The organism is Paenibacillus eucommiae, assembly GCF_017874215.1.
Taxonomy (GTDB): Bacteria; Bacillota; Bacilli; order Paenibacillales; family NBRC-103111; genus Paenibacillus_AI; species Paenibacillus_AI eucommiae.
In genome coordinates this window covers 58,748-76,154 of the sequence record NZ_JAGGLB010000022.1, presented here as the reverse complement: position 1 = coordinate 76,154, position 17,407 = coordinate 58,748, and the positions used below count along the sequence as shown (strand labels likewise).

Annotated in this window: 14 protein-coding genes; 10 read left to right on the top strand and 4 right to left on the bottom strand. The window is 44.4% G+C overall.

All coding sequences use genetic code 11. From position 1 onward, the window contains the following. Positions 1-471: 471 nt before the first annotated feature. From J2Z66_RS26750 to J2Z66_RS26740, 3 genes are all read left to right on the top strand, one after another. Complete coding sequence (locus J2Z66_RS26750) at positions 472-1,206, top strand: ThuA domain-containing protein (RefSeq protein WP_209975806.1); 735 nt, start codon at positions 472-474, stop codon at positions 1,204-1,206. A gap of 100 nt (positions 1,207-1,306) precedes the next feature. Further along, positions 1,307-2,368: a Gfo/Idh/MocA family protein gene (locus J2Z66_RS26745; protein WP_209975805.1), complete on the top strand. Its 1,062-nt coding sequence runs from the start codon at positions 1,307-1,309 to the stop codon at positions 2,366-2,368. A 108-nt stretch (positions 2,369-2,476) separates the two neighbouring features. After that, positions 2,477-3,349: an AraC family transcriptional regulator gene (locus tag J2Z66_RS26740; protein WP_209975804.1), complete on the top strand. Its 873-nt coding sequence runs from the start codon at positions 2,477-2,479 to the stop codon at positions 3,347-3,349. 33 nt (positions 3,350-3,382) lie between these two features. Here the strand turns inward: J2Z66_RS26740 and J2Z66_RS26735 are convergent, their stop codons facing one another. From J2Z66_RS26735 to J2Z66_RS26725, 3 genes are read right to left on the bottom strand one after another with little or no spacing between them, the layout of a single operon-like run. Continuing rightward, on the bottom strand, positions 3,383-4,474 hold the full coding sequence (locus J2Z66_RS26735) for a Ger(x)C family spore germination protein (RefSeq protein WP_209975803.1): 1,092 nt from the start codon (positions 4,472-4,474) through the stop codon (positions 3,383-3,385). Continuing rightward, positions 4,471-5,568, bottom strand: coding sequence for a GerAB/ArcD/ProY family transporter (locus tag J2Z66_RS26730; protein WP_209975802.1), 1,098 nt, complete (start codon positions 5,566-5,568; stop codon positions 4,471-4,473). Before J2Z66_RS26730 ends, J2Z66_RS26735 begins: the two co-directional genes overlap by 4 nt. A 6-nt stretch (positions 5,569-5,574) precedes the next feature. Continuing rightward, complete coding sequence (locus J2Z66_RS26725; RefSeq protein WP_209975801.1) at positions 5,575-6,921, bottom strand: spore germination protein; 1,347 nt, start codon at positions 6,919-6,921, stop codon at positions 5,575-5,577. Between the two features lie 161 nt (positions 6,922-7,082). Between J2Z66_RS26725 and J2Z66_RS26720 the strand changes: the two genes are divergently transcribed. Beyond that, entirely contained in the window at positions 7,083-8,672 is a 1,590-nt protein-coding gene (locus J2Z66_RS26720; protein ID WP_209975800.1) for a copper amine oxidase N-terminal domain-containing protein, read from the top strand. A gap of 94 nt (positions 8,673-8,766) precedes the next feature. Here J2Z66_RS26720 and J2Z66_RS26715 read toward each other — a convergent pair whose 3' ends face one another. Further along, positions 8,767-9,243 carry a hypothetical protein gene (locus J2Z66_RS26715; protein ID WP_209975799.1) on the bottom strand — a complete coding sequence of 159 codons (477 nt, stop codon included), beginning with the start codon at positions 9,241-9,243 and terminating at the stop codon, positions 8,767-8,769. A gap of 283 nt (positions 9,244-9,526) precedes the next feature. On the opposite strand from J2Z66_RS26715, the gene J2Z66_RS26710 reads away from it, so the two are divergent. From J2Z66_RS26710 to J2Z66_RS26685, 6 genes are all read left to right on the top strand, one after another. Continuing rightward, positions 9,527-10,624 (top strand): Gfo/Idh/MocA family protein, encoded by a 1,098-nt coding sequence (locus J2Z66_RS26710; RefSeq protein ID WP_209975798.1) that lies wholly within the window; start codon positions 9,527-9,529, stop codon positions 10,622-10,624. Positions 10,625-11,373: 749 nt separating this feature from the next. Next, the gene (locus tag J2Z66_RS26705; RefSeq protein WP_209975797.1) at positions 11,374-12,429 is read left to right on the top strand and encodes a FecCD family ABC transporter permease; all 1,056 of its coding nucleotides are present in this window, start codon (positions 11,374-11,376) and stop codon (positions 12,427-12,429) included. Between the two features lies 1 nt (position 12,430). Then, positions 12,431-13,465 carry a FecCD family ABC transporter permease gene (locus J2Z66_RS26700; RefSeq protein WP_209975796.1) on the top strand — a complete coding sequence of 345 codons (1,035 nt, stop codon included), beginning with the start codon at positions 12,431-12,433 and terminating at the stop codon, positions 13,463-13,465. Between the two features lie 52 nt (positions 13,466-13,517). Then, positions 13,518-15,236, top strand: coding sequence for an ABC transporter ATP-binding protein (locus J2Z66_RS26695; RefSeq protein ID WP_209975795.1), 1,719 nt, complete (start codon positions 13,518-13,520; stop codon positions 15,234-15,236). 297 nt (positions 15,237-15,533) lie between these two features. Then, positions 15,534-16,439: a S1C family serine protease gene (locus J2Z66_RS26690; protein ID WP_209975794.1), complete on the top strand. Its 906-nt coding sequence runs from the start codon at positions 15,534-15,536 to the stop codon at positions 16,437-16,439. A 473-nt stretch (positions 16,440-16,912) separates the two neighbouring features. Continuing rightward, the gene (locus J2Z66_RS26685) at positions 16,913-17,386 is read left to right on the top strand and encodes a hypothetical protein (protein WP_209975793.1); all 474 of its coding nucleotides are present in this window, start codon (positions 16,913-16,915) and stop codon (positions 17,384-17,386) included. Positions 17,387-17,407: the final 21 nt, after the last annotated feature.

The following is a 17,407-nucleotide window of genomic DNA, read 5'->3' as shown; positions in this document are numbered from 1 at the left end:
GAAAGCCGGAGGCTGAAGCCTCCGGCTTTTGCTGGTGTAATGACCGAGGGACAGTTGGCCGTGTAATGATCGGGCTAGAGTTGATTGGTTTTAATGGTGTGTACATTAGTCATTATCCCTTTCCATCAAAAGTCAGACGACTGCTGGCTGTCCGTTTGAGCTTGGTGTTCTTGCGTTTTGCAGCTGAGAGAGGGAAGGGATGTGGGTGGAAGAGCGGAAGCGTCCGCCTTTAAAGATTTGTTCCAATCCCCTATCTTTTCCATTCAAGGGCACAAATCTTTAACAGCGGCTGGAGCACACATCCCTTCCCTCCGTAACACTCCCACGTCAAGAACACGCATATCAAAGGAAGCCGCAAGGCGTCTTTCCCATATCAAATTTGTGCAAGTTATGTTCTTTTGGCTGCATTGTCAACACCCGCTCCTCGTCTCTATAATGAAGAGGATAATGAAACCTCAGGAGGAATATAGGATGCTGCGAGTAACCATTTGGAATGAAAACAGGCATGAACAGAATGATGAAACTGTTGCAAGGATTTATCCACGCGGCATGCATGGGGCTATCTCGGAAGGCTTGGAGCCAGAAGGCTTCTCCATTACGCTGGCAACGCTGGATCAGCCGGAACATGGATTGACAGAAGAGCTGTTGCAGAACACGGATGTCTTGATCTGGTGGGGACATACTGCTCATGACGAGGTTCGGGATGAAATTGTAGAACGAGTACATAAAAGGGTTCTAGAAGGAATGGGATTCATAGCGCTGCATTCCGCACATTATTCGAAGGTGTTCAAGAAATTGATGGGAACGACCTGCTCGCTGCTCTGGCGGGTAGCTGATGAGAAAGAAAGGCTCTGGGTCGTAAATCCGGCACATCCGATTGTACAGGGGATTGACCGTTTCTTTGAATTGGAGCAGGAAGAAATGTATGGGGAAGTTTTTGACATTCCTGAACCGGACGAGCTCGTGCTGCTGAGCTGGTTTCAGGGGGGAGAGGTTTTCCGCAGCGGCTGCACGTTCCGCAGGGGACATGGGAAGATTTTCTATTTCAGACCGGGACATGAGACGTATCCAACCTACCACAATGCGAATGTAATTCGTATTATTGCCAACAGTGTGCGCTGGGCAGCACCGGTTCCTGATTTAATCATTCCTGCACCGAGTTATGGTCCATGGCCATCTCAAGAGCCAGTGCCTGTACAAGTTTAAGGTCCAGTTTAAGTTCAAGCTTAAGTTCCAATATAAGTACCCATTGTCAAGTATCCATATTCGTTGCTAAATTAAACGAGGAAAGCCCGAGGTGTTCATTTTGAGTAAACTTAGATTGGGTGTTATTGGAACAGGCGGTATTTTCAAACACGTCCATTTACCTGCGTTGCTGAAGCATGCTGATATTGAGATTGTAGCTCTATGCGACATTATCCCAGCTAAAGCACAAATCATAGCCGATGAGCATGGGATTCAGCAAGTTTATGAAAACTATAGAGATGTTCTGGCGCGTGATGATATTGACGCTGTGGATATCTGTACTCCTAACCTGTATCATTCGGAAATCGCGATAGCTGCCCTGAATGCGGGCAAGCATGTTTTTTGTGAGAAACCGGATGCCGTCAATCAACATGAGGCATTAAAGATGAAGCAGGCGGCAGAGAGCAGCGGTAAAGTGCTCATGGTGATGAGAAATAACCGCTTCCGTGCTGTAAGCCAATTTTTAAAGCGGGTATCCGAACAAGGGCATTTGGGGGATATCTACGCAGGGCGGTGCGGATGGATCCGCAGAAGGGGAATTCCGGGCAAAGGTGGATGGTTCACTACGAAAGAGCTTTCCGGCGGTGGACCTCTGATTGATCTGGGTGTTCACATGATTGATTTGACGGTTTGGCTGATGGGCAATCCAAAGCCAGTTTCGGTTAGCGGTTCTACGTATTGTAAATTTGCGGCATCCACAATTTCCGATTCTGAGCACAGCAAATTTGGCGAAACACAATCGGAAGGTGTCTTTGATGTGGAGGATCTGGCTAACGGATATATCCGCTTTGATAATGGGGCTTCTCTGCAGCTGGAATTCAGCTGGGCATCGAATATTGGTGAAGAGAGCAATTTTGTAGAGCTTCGCGGAACCAAAGGCGGATTTAAGCTGGTCAATGATGATATCAAGCTTTATACGGAGCTGGAAGGTGTGCTTTGCGATATTCATCCGCAAATTGAAGCTTCTCAGGATGCTCATGGAGCCAATCTGTATCATTTTGTCGATGTGATTAAGCATGATGCAGAGCCGCTATTTACACCTGAGCAAGGATTGGATATGATTAAAATTCTAGACGCGATTTATGAATCAGCCAGAACTGGTAAAGAGGTTTATTTGACCTGATCTATTGGGAATGAGCGAGCATGTACCCCATTTGCCATCCATTATTACCGAGTGCAGTTGGGGCTACTTGCATTGCTGCTGGCAGAGGGAGTCAAGGAGATGACAGATATGGTGACATTGCAATCCAATTATTTGCCTGAGCTCCTGGTGGCGGGAGACTTCGTTTTTGCACCTGGTGCTGAGGTAGGTCCGCGCATACTTGAAGAATATGAAATCATTTACTTTATGAATCCCAAAACTTTGCATTATACGAGCGGGCAGGAGAAGTTTCTTATTGATCAGCCTTGTATAGTCCTCCTGCCTGCGGGGGTCAATCAGTATTATCAGTTAGCAGGTGGCCAGAGCATGCGGCATCAATTTGTTCATTTTCACCCAGGCTTGCTGCTGCAGCAAATGCTGCCCAATTGGCCGCAAAAAAGCTTATTCACCTTGGAAAATAACAGCATCACTGTAGATTTATTAAGTGAGCTGCTTCATATTTCATCAAAAAAGGATTATGGCTGGAGGGAAAGGTGCAGCTCCATACTGCTCGTCATAATTTCGAAACTATTCTCGGACAAAACGGAGCCCGATGTCAACAAGCTTCCTATTGAGATCCAAGCCTCGCTCCATCATATAGAGAGTCATCTTCCTGAACAGATTTCTGTTAAACAATTGTCGCAGTCTGTGAATTGGTCTCACGAGCATTTCACCCGCGTATTCAAAAGCCATGTGGGCATGAGCCCAAATCAATATTTGTTGTCCAGGAGAATTGAAAAAGCATGCAAGCTTATCGCTTATACAACGATTAGTATCAAGGAGATCGCGGAGAAAACGGGCTTCCAGAGTGAACACTACTTTTCACGAAGCTTTAAACGGCTGAAATCAACGACTCCATCGCATTACCGGAAAAAGGCGAGGGAGTATCGTCATATTTCTGAGGAATATGATAGCGTTTGGAAATCCCAGCATCCGATTAATACGTACTTCTTTTATGATTGATACTTGTAGTATTATTTATTACTCTTTGGATACTCATTTAATAACGCCCGTGCTGCTAATATTAACTTCGACATGAGCCTCTATCGGCAGCTCTGGATAACGGGCTAGCCAACCCTCCCAATCTTTATCAGACACATACCGGCTTGCCCGGTAATGCAAGCCGATTCCGACAGGATCAACCCCCGCACTTATCATCTTTTTAAATAAACGCTCTATCTGCGCCTCAATCTCTTGATCGATCGCTTGTTGATAAGGCTCCAGCTTTTCTCCCCATAGCGGATGTTTGGTCTCCTCTAATACACCTTTGATCGTGACATGAATTTGCAGCGTTGGATTGGCACTATCGCCGGTAAAGGAAAAGTGCCCTTTAGTTTTGGTTACGGCTATAGCCAGCAAATTTTCTTCGGTTTTCAGCTTTAGCGAGAACTTGTGAAAACCGTTTTTTATGAATATATCCAGCAGCTGCGTTTCATCGGGCGTCAGGTTCAGTTTTATTTTTTGCTTGTCCAGAAGTGCGACTTCCTTTATTTGGAATAAATTATTTTTAGTCGTGATAATAGGTAAATAAGGATCCAATCCTTTTTCACTCGTTCTGCGATAAAAGTCAAATAATAATTCCGTGAAAATATACGAGGATTGCACGCCATCCTGCGAAAAGGTGAGAAATAATGTATTGGCCGGAAACCGCTCCGATTTGGGGCTTACATTCAGAAGGCTTGCGGCATCAGGGTCTCCAACCGCCAGAAAGGAGATGAGCTGGACATCTCTTCTTCGCACCAGCCAATCAAGCGTTTCGGTCACATCCGTTTCGGCAAGAGATTTGCCTAATATAAATATTTTGGTATGTCCAAGATCAAGCTCCTTATCCACTTTTGTTTTCAACAACCGGATGGCCTCTGCAATCGTTTCCGATTCTTCCTGAATGACAATGAACTTATCTTCATCGACATTCACCTCGGAGGTTGGGATGCCTAATTTTAATGAAACTTTGAAGGGCCTTTTTGGATTTCCGGATTTATCAATTCCCATGGCCACTACAAAAAATCGTTTGTCGATATCTTTGAAGGAGAAGCTGCATCCCGATAATAAAAGAGAAACAGCCCAAATAACAATTAGTATTCTCATGCTTGTTTCCTCCTCCGGGTTAAGAACAATAGCAGCAGTATGAGACCTATGTCCGTAATGAATCGCAGCTTGTGCACTCCTTCACCAATCATGAAAAATTGCAGCTCCTTGAATAAAAAAGCATAAAAGTAAGAAGCGATGACAAATATACCGCACACGATATTCGTGAATACCGGTGTTTCGATCGTATCGAAATTCGGTTTTTTTGCCGGGAAACAGCCCTTCAGCAGTTCTGCACTAATATGCCACATGACAATGCTAAACAGCAAAGATAAGTTCAGATACATAATGGAAAAAATAAACAGCACGCGTTCAATAAAGCCGAACTCCATAGACATGGAATCGGAAGTGGTAATCCAAGGGTAAACAAAGGTAGCGACGCCTTCAGTACCATGATATCCAATTGGAATAAAAAAGCTGGTTAGCAAAGTAAGCGTACCCACGACTGGAATCAGCCATTTGAATCTGATGATATCGTTTACCTGGAAAAGACGGTTCATGATGGTCATAATGATTGTCCCGGCAAATATAAAGGTAGCGGCTGAAACGCCTCTGAAGGTAGGAGAAAACCGGGTATGATGGAAGATGGTTCGTACCGCATCCCAATTCATTTCGTCCCCAGTGAGTGCTTTAAACAAAATAAGTAAGACTAGCGGCAGGTTGATGACCAAGATGATTTCGGAAATGATCAGAACCGTTTTGGAAGAACGGGAGGCACCAAACCAGACAATAAGCGAAGTAAACAGAAGCAGATGGGACAATTCTATATCTGGGGTGATGAACCGGTTGATCAGTACGCTATAGCCCACTAAAACCTGCAATCCATAAATAAATGGGATCAGTCCAAAAAGGGCCAGGATAGGGGTGTAGATCCACCTTGATACATGACCGGACAGGATCTCTGGAAGGCCTTGTCCGGGAAAGGCTTTGAACGCGTACATATAGGCAAGGGTCATAAGGACGCCGATCATAATGGCCACAAGCATGGACATCATAGCCCCGTCATAGCGGTCTTTAATTAAGATAGAAGGCACGAAAATCATAATATTCATCAGCATAACCAGTACCATATTGTAGTAAAAATATCGCAGCAAACAGCTTCACCTTCCTTCATTTCCTCTTTGACGAAGCTTGATCGGGAGTTGAAGGTAAGGCTCGCCAAAGCTTCTATAATTAGCTAATAAAATAATGTAAATCAACACGCCCCCGACGAGGCCAACCAAGCCCAGAAAAGTGGCAAACAGAATTAACGGATATTTCAAAAAACGAATCGAGTAGCTGAGCGCATTGATCGGGATAATGAAATTACAAATCGCCACAACAGAAGTGACGATAATCATAATGCTGCTGACTAATCCTGCCTGCTGAGCGGCCTGTCCCAAGATGAGACCCCCTACCGTAGTTGCTGTTTGTCCGATCGATTTTGGCAGACGAATACTGCCCTCAACGAGCGCTTCTATCATGAACAGCATAAGAATAACTTCCACGAAGGAGGGATAAGGGACTACAGCCCTGCTTCCGGCAATTGTAAAGGCCAACTGAATCCTGAACAATTCAGGGTTGTAGGAAATAATCGCCACATACAGTCCAGGCAGTGTGATGGTAAGTATGACCGAGAGATACCTCATCATGATAAGTAAGGCGGTGAACCAATAAGGATTATAGGCATCGTCGATGGCCGACATTTGTTCGAAGAATGTGGATGGAGTAACAAGGGCGAAGGGCATACCCTGCATTAACAGCACAATTTTTCCTTGCTCCAGGCATTTGGCTATACGATCCGGCCGCTCTGTAATCAGCATGGTTGGCATTAACATTAATTTTTTGCGCAGCATCAGCTTTTGCAACTGTCCCATCGACTGCACCATAGAGATGTCAATATTAGAAATACTTTTTATAACCGCATCTAATGTTCCTGGCTTGCAGTATTTCTCATCGTTAATAATCATTAGCTCACGCTGAGTGACTTCACCTACATACCGGTATTGGACATTCAATGAAGAAGAAGTATACTCATGGCGAATCAGATTCAGATTTGTTGCGTTATTTTCTGCAAGTCCTTTCTGTGGACCTTGAATCGTGATTTCCACATTGCTTTCCATCGGCTGATCATTGAATAAGTGATTGGCTTTCCATACATAAATCTGATCCATGACAAAAATAATGACATGCGAGTGCAGCATTTTTTGCGAAAGACTCTTATCCCCGCCCCCCTCTTGACATTCTGGCAAGGAGTTCAGTATAACCTCCAAGGTGGAAACATCTGTGCACGATAAAAAGGGTCTGATCACATATTTGTAAATGTTCAGTTCGTCGCAGAGGGACGTTAAATATACCAGCTCAATTTCAAATTCACCGTTAGAAATGCAGCGTGACCTGACATCGATGGCAGTAGGTAATTCTTTCAATATATCTTGATGACGCTGTGCTAATTTACTATTGTTCATAGGTACCTCGTAGTGGAAGATCTTATAGACCCATTCTGTCCACAAATAAAAAATAGCATACTTTAGATTTCAAAGTGATCCAATCGATAAGTTATCGCGTTAGTATAAGTGAAGATCAAAAACGATAAGAAATGAAAACAGAAAAAGGAGTGAATTAGAAGATGAATCTTAAGAAATTACTAGTCCCTGTTCTCAGCCTGGCATTACTGTTTCCAACCTTGGCAAATGCGGAGGTAAAGCCGAAAGCAACAGTCAATACTCCAGCGGTGGAATTAAGAGCAAGCCTGGATCATCTCTTATCCGAGCATTTCGTATTAGCGGTTACCTCCATGACGAAGGCGTATGACGGGGCTGCAGACTCCAAAGCGGTATTTGATGCACTGAACCAGAACGCACTGGACATGAAGCCTGCTATTGCTTCCATTTATGGGGAGGCCGGAGCGGCTGAATTTGATCGCATCTTCAGGAATCATAATAACTACACGGATGATATCGTAAATGCGACGAAGTCGAACGACCAGGCCGCACTTAAGGAAGTCGATAAGGAGGTAGAGGATTTCGTTATTGAATTCTCGACTTTTTTGGCCACTGCCACAGAAGGTCATTTACCTAAAAAGGCTGCCGAGGATGTCATTCGACTGCATGAAAAGCAAGTTCGCGATACATTTGATTCCTATGTAAAAGGTGATTACAAAGCAGCTTACGAAACATTCCGTGAAGGCTTCAAAACGATGTTCAGCATCAGTAAAGCTTTATCGGTCGCTATCGTAGCCCAAATGCCCGAGAAATTTAAAAACTCCAAAGCGGATACCCCCGCAGCAGATCTAAGATCGGCGCTGAACAGCCTGGCTTCAGAGCACGTTGCTTTGGCCACCATGGAAATGCAGAAGGAATATGAAGGCGCTAAGGATTTCCCTTCCCTGATTTGGGCTGAAACACAACATACAGCTGATTTCAAAGCTGCCATTAGCTCTATCTATGGGGCTGAAGGAGCGAACCAATTCGAGAAAATTTGGGTAACTGACCATATTAACGCTCAAAGCAGTATTGCCGCAGCACAAAAGAAAGGCGATTTACAGGCTCGTGAAGCAGCTAAAAAGCGAGTAGAAGCTTTTGTCATAGAGTTCGGCGGATTCCTGGGTGCGGCAACAGCCGAAAACCTGCCAGCAAAAGCCGCCCAAGATGCGGTTCGCACTCACGAAGCCCAAGTTCTGCAAGCCTTTGACGAGTATGTGGCTGGAAATTACGATGCAGCCTACAAGACGTTCCGTGAAGCCTACAAGCTTTTGATCGGAGTGGGTCAAGTGTTGGGCGATGCCATCGTTACGCAATTCAACGACAAGTTCCAGGTGCCTGCTGATACTGGCAGCATGACTACGGTCTGGATGAAAATCAACAGCAGCGAATTGAAAATCAACGATAAAGTGACCCAAATGGACACAACCCCTTTTATGTGGGAGAGCTGGACATTTATTCCCCTTCGTTATTTGAGTGAAGGCATTGGAGCAGAGGTCATCTGGGAAGATGGTACCCGGACTATTTGGGTGAAGGCTGGCAACGATACCTTGACATTCTGGGTAGGCAAAGACTACATGGAAGTAAATGGAGTGAAACAAGACATCGGCACCAAAGTATTTATCAACAAAGATGGCAGAACAGTAATTCCGCTTCGTTTCATTGCCGAGCTGCTCGGCTGGGACGTAGAATGGAACGACATGGATTGGTCGATTAAGCTGACTAAAGCTATGTAAGTACAGTTATCATGGCTCGAATTGGAAATAAGCTGTTCCCCTGCAGGCAATTTTGCAGTTGGGGACAGCTTTTTTTATCTGGTTACGCAGTTAATTAAAGTTGAATAATCATCCAATTGTCTCCATTTATATTTAGACACTCATGGGTTTGGATAATCATCCAATTCACTGATTCATCAAATATATATAAATCCTTCGGAAATTTATTAATATTTAAAATTATAGTATGAAAATCAGCTTCGAAAACGTATTCTTTTCCAATTTTCAAAATGTCAAAATCCCATTGTATAAACACATCTTTTAATTGAGAAAAATTTTTGTTTATATAATCCAAACTTACTTGTTGAGATTTGTGTATTAATTCATTTTTAATCATATCCCATAAGTATGCTTCATCTCTATTTATATAGTTATGAAAATATTCGTGGTTGGTATTAATAAAATTTTCAATTACTTTATTTCTTAGCTCTCGCGATTTTATTTGGTCTAACTGCCGAGCAATTTTGTTGATTCCAAAAAGCCATTGGCTTTTGATAGGGTACATATCGATATTTTTATTAAAATTATCCACTATGGTTCATTCATCTCCTAAAATTTATAATATTGTATTTATACTATATTAATTCGAGTGATGAATATGGGTATTGTGTACTAATTAACACAATATGTAATTTTTTATAAAAAATAAAAGTTTTAGAAATAGACTTCTTCATGTTTCAATCCTTGAAGGAAAATGCTGGATTTATTCAAGATTAGCATGAAAACATTAGAGGTTTAGTGGGGGAGAGCGTGATATATTTAGACAATGAGGTGATTAGTAAATAGGTAATTTTAATGCGAGGGGGCTGTGAGGCATGAAGACGGTTCGGTTTGGATTGGTTGGATGCGGTTATTTTGGCAGTGGGATGGCGAGAATTGTTCATAGTTTGGAGGGAGCAGAGGTTCGTGCGGTTTATGGAGGCAGCAGAGCCGCTGCGCTTGCGGAGGAGCTTCATTGTGATCTTGTAGATAGTCTGGATGAGCTTATGGATAGAGAGGATATTGATGCCATCATCGTGGCCAGTCCAAGTCATGCCCATAGGGAGCCAGTCATTAGTGCTGCGAAGAAAGGCAAGCATGTTTTTTGCGAGAAGCCGTTTGCCCTGACTTTACTTGATTGTGAGGATATGCTTGCTGCCTGCAGAGAGGCAGAGGTTCATGTGATGGTCGGTCACATTATGCATTTCATGGAGGGAATTGGCACTGTCAAACAGCTGATTGCAGACGGCGAGATCGGAAGGCCTATTGTCTGTCATGCGGAACGAACCGGCTGGGAGGAGAAGCAGCCAGTTGTGAGCTGGAAGAAAAAAATGGCCGCTTCAGGAGGACATATATTCCATCATATTCATGATCTGGATGTCATTCAAACCATTCTGGGTCCTGCTGTAAAAATTTGCACGACCGGAGGTAATCTTGCCCATGAAGGGGAGGGGTTTGGGGACGAAGATGACGTGCTGCTGCTTCTGCTGGAATTTGACGGTGGTGCAGTCGCCTCGATGCAATACGGTTCAGGATTCCGCTGGGGCGAGCATTACATCAAAATTAATGGGACAGAGGGCGCCATTCGAATCGACATGAAGCGGGCGAGCATAGAACTGCGGAAAAATGGAAGCACAAGCCTCTTTCCCTTATATGGAGCCGAATATGATCAAGAGGTCGCCAAGGCAAATGAGGAGCGGGATAGCGGTATCGCTTACGGGACCGCATCCTCAGCGCTGCCTCGCCATTTAGCGGATATGATGCGTCGGGAGCTTGCTTGCTTTCGTGATGTTGTTTCCGGGAAGCCGATTGATGACAGGCTGAGGCTGCTATTCGATGGCACATCGGCTAGATCTTCCATAGCGTCTGCAGAAGCGGCGCTTGTCTCACTCAGGGAGCAAGCGTGGATCAGAATTGAAACAGGACTGAAGTAGGACTGAATCAAGATTGAATCATAATTGAAGCAGGAATGAATTCTGAATGAACCACGGGTTGGAATCAAAAGCGAATGCTAAACCGAATATGTGAAAAAAAGCAAGCAGGCTGCGGGGTATAAGGAATCGCAGCTGCTTGTTTTTTGTGAAAAGCAGCTCTCTGGAGCAGTTCGCCGACTCCGAATTGAGCGGGGGCTTGACTTAACGATGTTTTTGATCGTTAAAGCAAGTGTTTCCAGGTCATCCGTCACGTTAGTGATGATTTTCATCGTTAAAAGAGGCCGGATGGCCTCTCTGGGTGGCTTAAAGGGATTTTAACGATGTTTTTCATTGTTAAAGGAAGGTTATGAAGTCGACCTGGTGCTTTTAGCGATGAAAAACATCGTTAAAGTAATAACAGCGGCAGGAGCCCACAACTCTTCCCTCCGCAACGCTCCCAAATGATGAACATGCTCCTCAAAGGATACCACAAAGCGTTTTTCTTATATGAAAGGCTGCGAATTTTGCGATTATATTTAATGTAATTTGGGTATAGGCAAAGTGGCTAATCCTTGGTACAATAAGGAATGAAATTGAGAATCAATATCATAATATTTCAGGTTGAGCGCGACCAGAGACAGGAAACTATTTTGTCCAGGAAAATAGTGGAGTTTGTCCATTGACAGTGCTTATAGTGATAAACTATAATGAAACCTGTCCAATTGAGAATGAATATCATTATATTATCAATCATAGCAAGGGTGGCATGCATGAGTCGATTTGTAAAAACTATTGAAGAAGTCCCTTCAGCTTCAACGCCGAAACTTCGAACCCGTCCAGTGGCAGCCTCATTGATTTTAATCGGGGGCTTGATTGCTCTGGTGTTTGGGATTGCTTTGTCCGTCTCATTCGGTGCTGCCGATATTAAGCTTTCTATAGTATGGGAAGCCATTTTCAGCTTCAATCCCGACGTAACCGCCCATCAGATCATTCAGGAGCTTCGTCTGCCGCGCGTACTTGGCGGGGCCATGGTTGGAGCTTGCTTTGCAGTAGCTGGAGCTATTATGCAGGGAATGACTCGTAACCCGCTTGCAGATTCTGGTCTCCTTGGTCTCAACTCAGGTGCAGGTTTTGCATTGGCGCTTTGCTTTGCTTTTTTTCCTGGGTTGCCTTTTATGTATTTAATCATGTATTCTTTTTTAGGTGCAGGTATTGGTGCAGGACTTGTTTATGGAATTGGATCTTTGGCCAGAAGTGGTCTTACGCCTGTTCGTCTCGTATTGGCTGGCGCCGCAGTAAGTGCGCTTTTATCTGCATTAAGCGAAGGTGTTGCTCTTTATTTCCGAATCGGCCAGGACTTGGCGTTCTGGTATGCTGGGGGCGTGGCGGGTACGAAGTGGTTCCAGCTCAAGATCATGTTCCCATGGATTGCCGTAGCCATTGCCGGAGCGATCATGCTGTCACGTTCCATAACGCTGCTTAGTCTTGGAGATGAAATTGCAGCAGGCTTGGGTCAAAGAACCAGGCTGGTAAAGCTCGCGGGAGCAGTTATTGTCCTTGTGCTTGCCGGAGCTGCTGTATCCGTTGTTGGGGCTGTCGGTTTTGTCGGACTTATCATTCCGCATTTAACCCGTTATCTGGTTGGTGTCGATTACCGCTGGATTATTCCCTGCTCAGCTATTCTTGGAAGTCTGCTGATGGTTTTCGCTGACCTTGCAGCAAGAATGGTCAATCCTCCTTACGAAACGCCTGTAGGTGCATTGATTGCACTAATCGGGGTGCCTTTCTTCCTCTACCTGGCACGTAAAGAAAGGAGGGAGCTGTAGCATGCAGAACTTATCCGATGCAGCAGTTGAACGCCGGAAGAAGAGCTGGGGATTCATGGTTCTTTCCATATTAGGTATTCTTATTATCATTGCGTTTATTATCAGCATGAACACAGGATATATCCGGCTTTCACCTATGGATGTCATTCGCACCTTGTTTAGGATGGGAACCGAAAAGCAATCGCTCATTCTGTTCGATTTCCGTCTGCCGCGCATCGTCATCTCTGTACTGGTTGGCGCAGGGCTGGCCGTGTCGGGCTGTATTATGCAGGGGATTTCCCGTAATGCGCTCGCTGACCCGGGTATTCTGGGGATTAATGCGGGTGCTGGACTCGTGGTGATGCTGTTCATTTCTTTTTATCCGACAACTGCCGCGGCACCTGTATTTTTACTTCCAGTGCTTGCTTTGGTCGGTGCGGGATTGACTGCTGCACTGATTTACTCACTGGCTTACAAAAAGCATCAAGGTTTGTCACCAACCCGTCTATTGCTGACAGGAATTGCAGTAGCAGCAGGTATTAGCGCAGCTATGATCGTGCTTACCTTGAGGCTAAGCCCTGATAAATATCAATTTGTTGCGACATGGATGGCTGGCAGTATCTGGGGAACGAATTGGAAGTTCGTGCTTGCGCTATTACCATGGATTGTCATTTTACTGCCTTATGTGTTTTACAAAGCCCGTGTGCTCAATGTGCTTAACCTGGGAGAACAGACTGCAACCGGATTGGGTGCTGCCATTGAGAAGGAACGATTGCTTTTATTGGCCGCAGCTGTTGGCTTGGCTGGCTCCTGTGTAGCGGTGAGTGGTGGTATCGGCTTCGTTGGTTTGATCGGTCCCCATCTCGGAAGGCGGCTCATTGGTCCGAAGCATCAGATGCTGCTTCCTGCCTCCGCATTGGCCGGAGCCTTGCTAGTCCTTGTTGCTGATACGCTGGGACGTTGGATTTTACAGCCGTCAGAAATTCCTACGGGAATAGTTGTAGCCGTCATCGGCGCACCATATTTCCTCTACTTACTTGCCAAGTCAAAGACTTAGCAGGCATACAGAGGATTGACGGATTTCATGAATGAAAAGAGGGAATACATAAATGCTGCGCCTATTTTTAGCGTATTACAGGCCTTATAAAAAATTATTTATCTTGGATTTTACTTGTGCAATACTTGCTGCGCTGCTTGAACTTACATTTCCTCTTGCTGTTAACAAGGTAGTGGATGATCTATTGCCGAGCGGGAACTGGAAGTGGATACTATGGTCTTGTGTAGTTTTGCTTGGCATTTATCTGGTCAGTGCTGTTATGAACTATGTCGTCTCCTACTGGGGACATAAGCTGGGCATCAACATTGAGACAGATATGCGTAAGAAACTGTTCGATCATGTGCAAAAGATGTCTTTCCGTTTCTTTGACAACACGAAGACGGGACATCTCGTCTCCCGCATGACGAATGATTTAATGGATATTGGCGAAATTGCCCACCATGGGCCTGAGGATTTATTTATTGCCATCATGACCTTGCTTGGAGCTTTCGGTTTAATGCTGTCGATCAACTGGCAGTTGGCTATCCTTACTTTTGTAATGATTCCGTTAATGATTTATTTGTCCCTTTATTTCAGCGGCAAAATGACGCGTGCCTTTAAGCGGATGTTTTCAGACATTGCCGACTTTAATGCACGTGTTGAAAATAATGTCAGCGGCATGCGTGTTGTGCAAGCATTTGCCAATGAAAAGCATGAAATTGCTCAATTCGCTGTCAACAATGGCCGTTTTCGCCAGACTAAATTAATTGCTTACCGCATTATGGCGTGGAACTCGTCGCTTAGCTACATTTTGATGCGTTTTGTTTCCATCTTTGTGTTGGTATGTGGTACGTGGTTTGTTATTCAGGATCAAATGACCTATGGGGAGTTTATTGCTTTTGTTTTGCTGTCCAACGTCTTTCTGGGTCCTATTAAACAAATCAATTCCGTTATTGAGACTTATCCTAAGGGGATTGCGGGCTTTAGAAGATACCTGGACTTGCTGGAAACAGCGCCAGATGTAGCCGATACACCAGGTGCCAAGGATGTTAAGAATTTGATTGGTAAAATTGCTTTCAACAAAGTATCCTTTGGATATGAAAATAAAAAGAGGGTGCTGAACCAGATCGATCTGGCTGTAAACCCGGGTGAAACTGTAGCATTTGTGGGTCCGTCTGGTGCAGGAAAAACGACGATATGCAGTTTGCTGCCGCGCTTCTATGAAATCGAGGAAGGAAGCATTACGATCGATGGCATTGATATTCGGAGTATGACGCTCGAATCGCTGCGTTCCCAGATTGGTATCGTTCAGCAGGATGTCTTCCTGTTTGATGGCACGATCCGCGAAAATATCGCTTACGGCAAACTAGATGCGTCGGAAGAAGAGATTTGGGAAGCGGCGCGGCGCGCACAGCTGGAAGCGATCATTCTGTCTCAGGAGGCTGGGCTGGACACACTCATCGGAGAACGTGGAGTCAAGCTGTCTGGTGGCCAGAAGCAGCGCCTTTCCATCGCCCGGATGTTTCTCAAGAATCCGCCAATTTTGATTCTCGACGAAGCAACTTCAGCACTTGATACTGAGACGGAGGCAGCCATCCAGCAAGCTCTTACTGAGCTGTCAGAGGGTCGGACCACACTCGTGATCGCGCATCGCCTGGCAACGATTAAGCACGCTGACCGGATTGTCGTCGTAACGGAGCAGGGAATTGAAGAGCAAGGCAATCATGAGGAGCTTCTTAAAACTCAAGGCGTTTACAGCCGGTTGCATCAAGCTCAGTTCGGAGCATTTTGAAATTAGCTGTTTGAAATTAACTGTGGTATAGATTGCCTTCGAGTATGAAGTAGGTGGCATAATGATCATAAATTTTAAGAGAAGAGCCTGGCGGTTAGCCAGGTTTTTTTTATTATTTTATTTGAGCTTACTGGATGGACAGTATGAGTTTTGGCCGACGCTGTCTTGAACGCAGTAACCTTTTCAAAAGCGGATACCAGATGTCATTCCTACTGTATATATTTTCATTTGTCGCTCATCATGTTACCATTCTAGTTATAGAGATTTCCATACAAAATAGAGGGGTGAGGTGTGTGGATGAGTAATAGCGAAGAGAAAGAGCGGATAGGGCGGTCAGAATCGTCGGAATCATCAGAACTATCAGATCCATCAGATCCATCAAAACTATCAATCGAAAAGCAAAATGCAGACGATATTGAGCACTACCAAGATGAGGAGAATGGCAGAGAGTTTACGGAAGAAGAATTGGAGGCACTCTTTCAAGCCGCAGATGAGGAGGAAGAGCCACCGGCCCCATTTTTTCAAACTCCTGGATTTCGGAAGCTGTTAGCTTTTGTCATCGCTGTTGCTTTATTTGTCAATGTGGCGGCCTTTTTCCCGCAAGTTTTTTCGTTGGCCGCGATCCGCTTTCTTGTAACCTCCGCTCAGCTATCTCAATCAGAAACGATCAAAGCCTATAAGGAGTCTGTTGTTGTAGTTCGGGCTGATGATCGGAAGGGGACTGGCTTTGTTATTTCGGAAGATGGTCTTATTGTAACCAATCAGCACGTGGCTGGTAATTCCAAGGAAATTATAGTTCAATTCCCAAATGGAATGCATTACAGTGCAGCCGTTGTGGCCATAGATGATGAGGTCGACCTTGCGCTGCTGGACATTGATGCAACTGATTTGCCCGCGCTGACGCTAGCAGCGGAAAGTGGTGATGCGCAAGGAGTTCCCATTACCGTTATAGGTAATCCATTGTTTTTTAACGGGATCGTCAATAAAGGGGAAACGCTCGGAATTCTTTCGGATCGAAGCCCGCCAATGCTTGCTGTACAAGCTCCAATATACAAAGGAAACAGCGGGAGTCCTGTGATTAATGGGGATGGAGAGGTCATTGGAGTTATCTTTGCGACCAGTTCTATACGAATTGATGACGAGAAAAAGTCTATAGGGCTTGCTGTTCCTGTAGAATGGGTGTGGAAGCATCTACCCGAATAATCTCATATAGAATAGTCAGAGGCAGGCGGTCGTGTAGACGATTCCTGCTTTTTTTTATGTGTTTAAATCGCGCGGACCTTACGGACCTCAGATCCTTTATTTTAGCAATTCAAGGGGGTTATGGAAGGCTTACGGACATGAAAGCCGTTATTGATGCTGAAATTGCGCCAAAACAAGGGATTTAGAGCAAATAACGGAACGTATGTCCGTAACTCTCGCAAAAGAGAGATAAATCGTAAAATAGCGTACCTCATGTCCGTAAGCAATATACCGCTAAGCAAAATGCCCGTAAGTAATTTGTCCATAGCTGCGGCGCCTGACTGAGGATATGCTGTGCCCTGGCAAGGCTTTCAACAAGGCTTTCATGAATGTTTTTGTAATTTTTATCCAAATATTTGCAACTTTACTTGACATAGCACCGTTATTTAGATAGCAATTGCAACTTGAAATTTATGGTATAGAGAGGGAGATATGTGAAAAGAACGTTTGCTTTTGGATTACTGCTGCTTTTTATGATAAGTATCGTTGTCGCTTGTAACCAAAGAGATATCTTGCGCAAGCAGAACTTGAATCAGAATTCAAATCATGGCTTGGATCAAAGCTTAATTCAGAAATTAAATCAAAGCTTAAATTTTCATATCAGTAAACCAGAAGGTCAAAGCTACAAAGTTTATAAAAAAATTGAAGATAGTGAAACGGTGAAAATCGTCAGGGATGCTTTACTGAATGTGCCATGGAATAATGCGAAAGTAAGTATGTCACGTCAACCAGATTACAAAATTGATATGATCAACAACGATCCAGCAATTTCATATGAACCGGTGACATTTGATGTTTGGCTTTCACCAAAGAAAGACGTATTGCAAGTGATTATTGAAGGCCAGTCCAGGCATGGGAGTATTCTGAAAAAAGACTTTGAGAACATATTTTCCATTCTGTCAGAATAAAGGGAGATATTATCGTCTTGA

Excerpts from the sequence above, each read along its gene's own strand:
- J2Z66_RS26705 (WP_209975797.1), top strand. The coding sequence starts at position 11,374 with ATGAGTCGATTTGTAAAAACTATTGAAGAAGTCCCTTCAGCTTCAACG.
- J2Z66_RS26695 (WP_209975795.1), top strand. The coding sequence starts at position 13,518 with ATGCTGCGCCTATTTTTAGCGTATTACAGGCCTTATAAAAAATTATTT.
- J2Z66_RS26700 (WP_209975796.1), top strand. The coding sequence starts at position 12,431 with ATGCAGAACTTATCCGATGCAGCAGTTGAACGCCGGAAGAAGAGCTGG.
- J2Z66_RS26735 (WP_209975803.1), bottom strand. The coding sequence starts at position 4,474 with ATGAGAATACTAATTGTTATTTGGGCTGTTTCTCTTTTATTATCGGGA.
- J2Z66_RS26710 (WP_209975798.1), top strand. The coding sequence starts at position 9,527 with ATGAAGACGGTTCGGTTTGGATTGGTTGGATGCGGTTATTTTGGCAGT.
- J2Z66_RS26690 (WP_209975794.1), top strand. The coding sequence starts at position 15,534 with ATGAGTAATAGCGAAGAGAAAGAGCGGATAGGGCGGTCAGAATCGTCG.
- J2Z66_RS26740 (WP_209975804.1), top strand. The coding sequence starts at position 2,477 with ATGGTGACATTGCAATCCAATTATTTGCCTGAGCTCCTGGTGGCGGGA.
- J2Z66_RS26725 (WP_209975801.1), bottom strand. The coding sequence starts at position 6,921 with ATGAACAATAGTAAATTAGCACAGCGTCATCAAGATATATTGAAAGAA.
- J2Z66_RS26720 (WP_209975800.1), top strand. The coding sequence starts at position 7,083 with ATGAATCTTAAGAAATTACTAGTCCCTGTTCTCAGCCTGGCATTACTG.
- J2Z66_RS26750 (WP_209975806.1), top strand. The coding sequence starts at position 472 with ATGCTGCGAGTAACCATTTGGAATGAAAACAGGCATGAACAGAATGAT.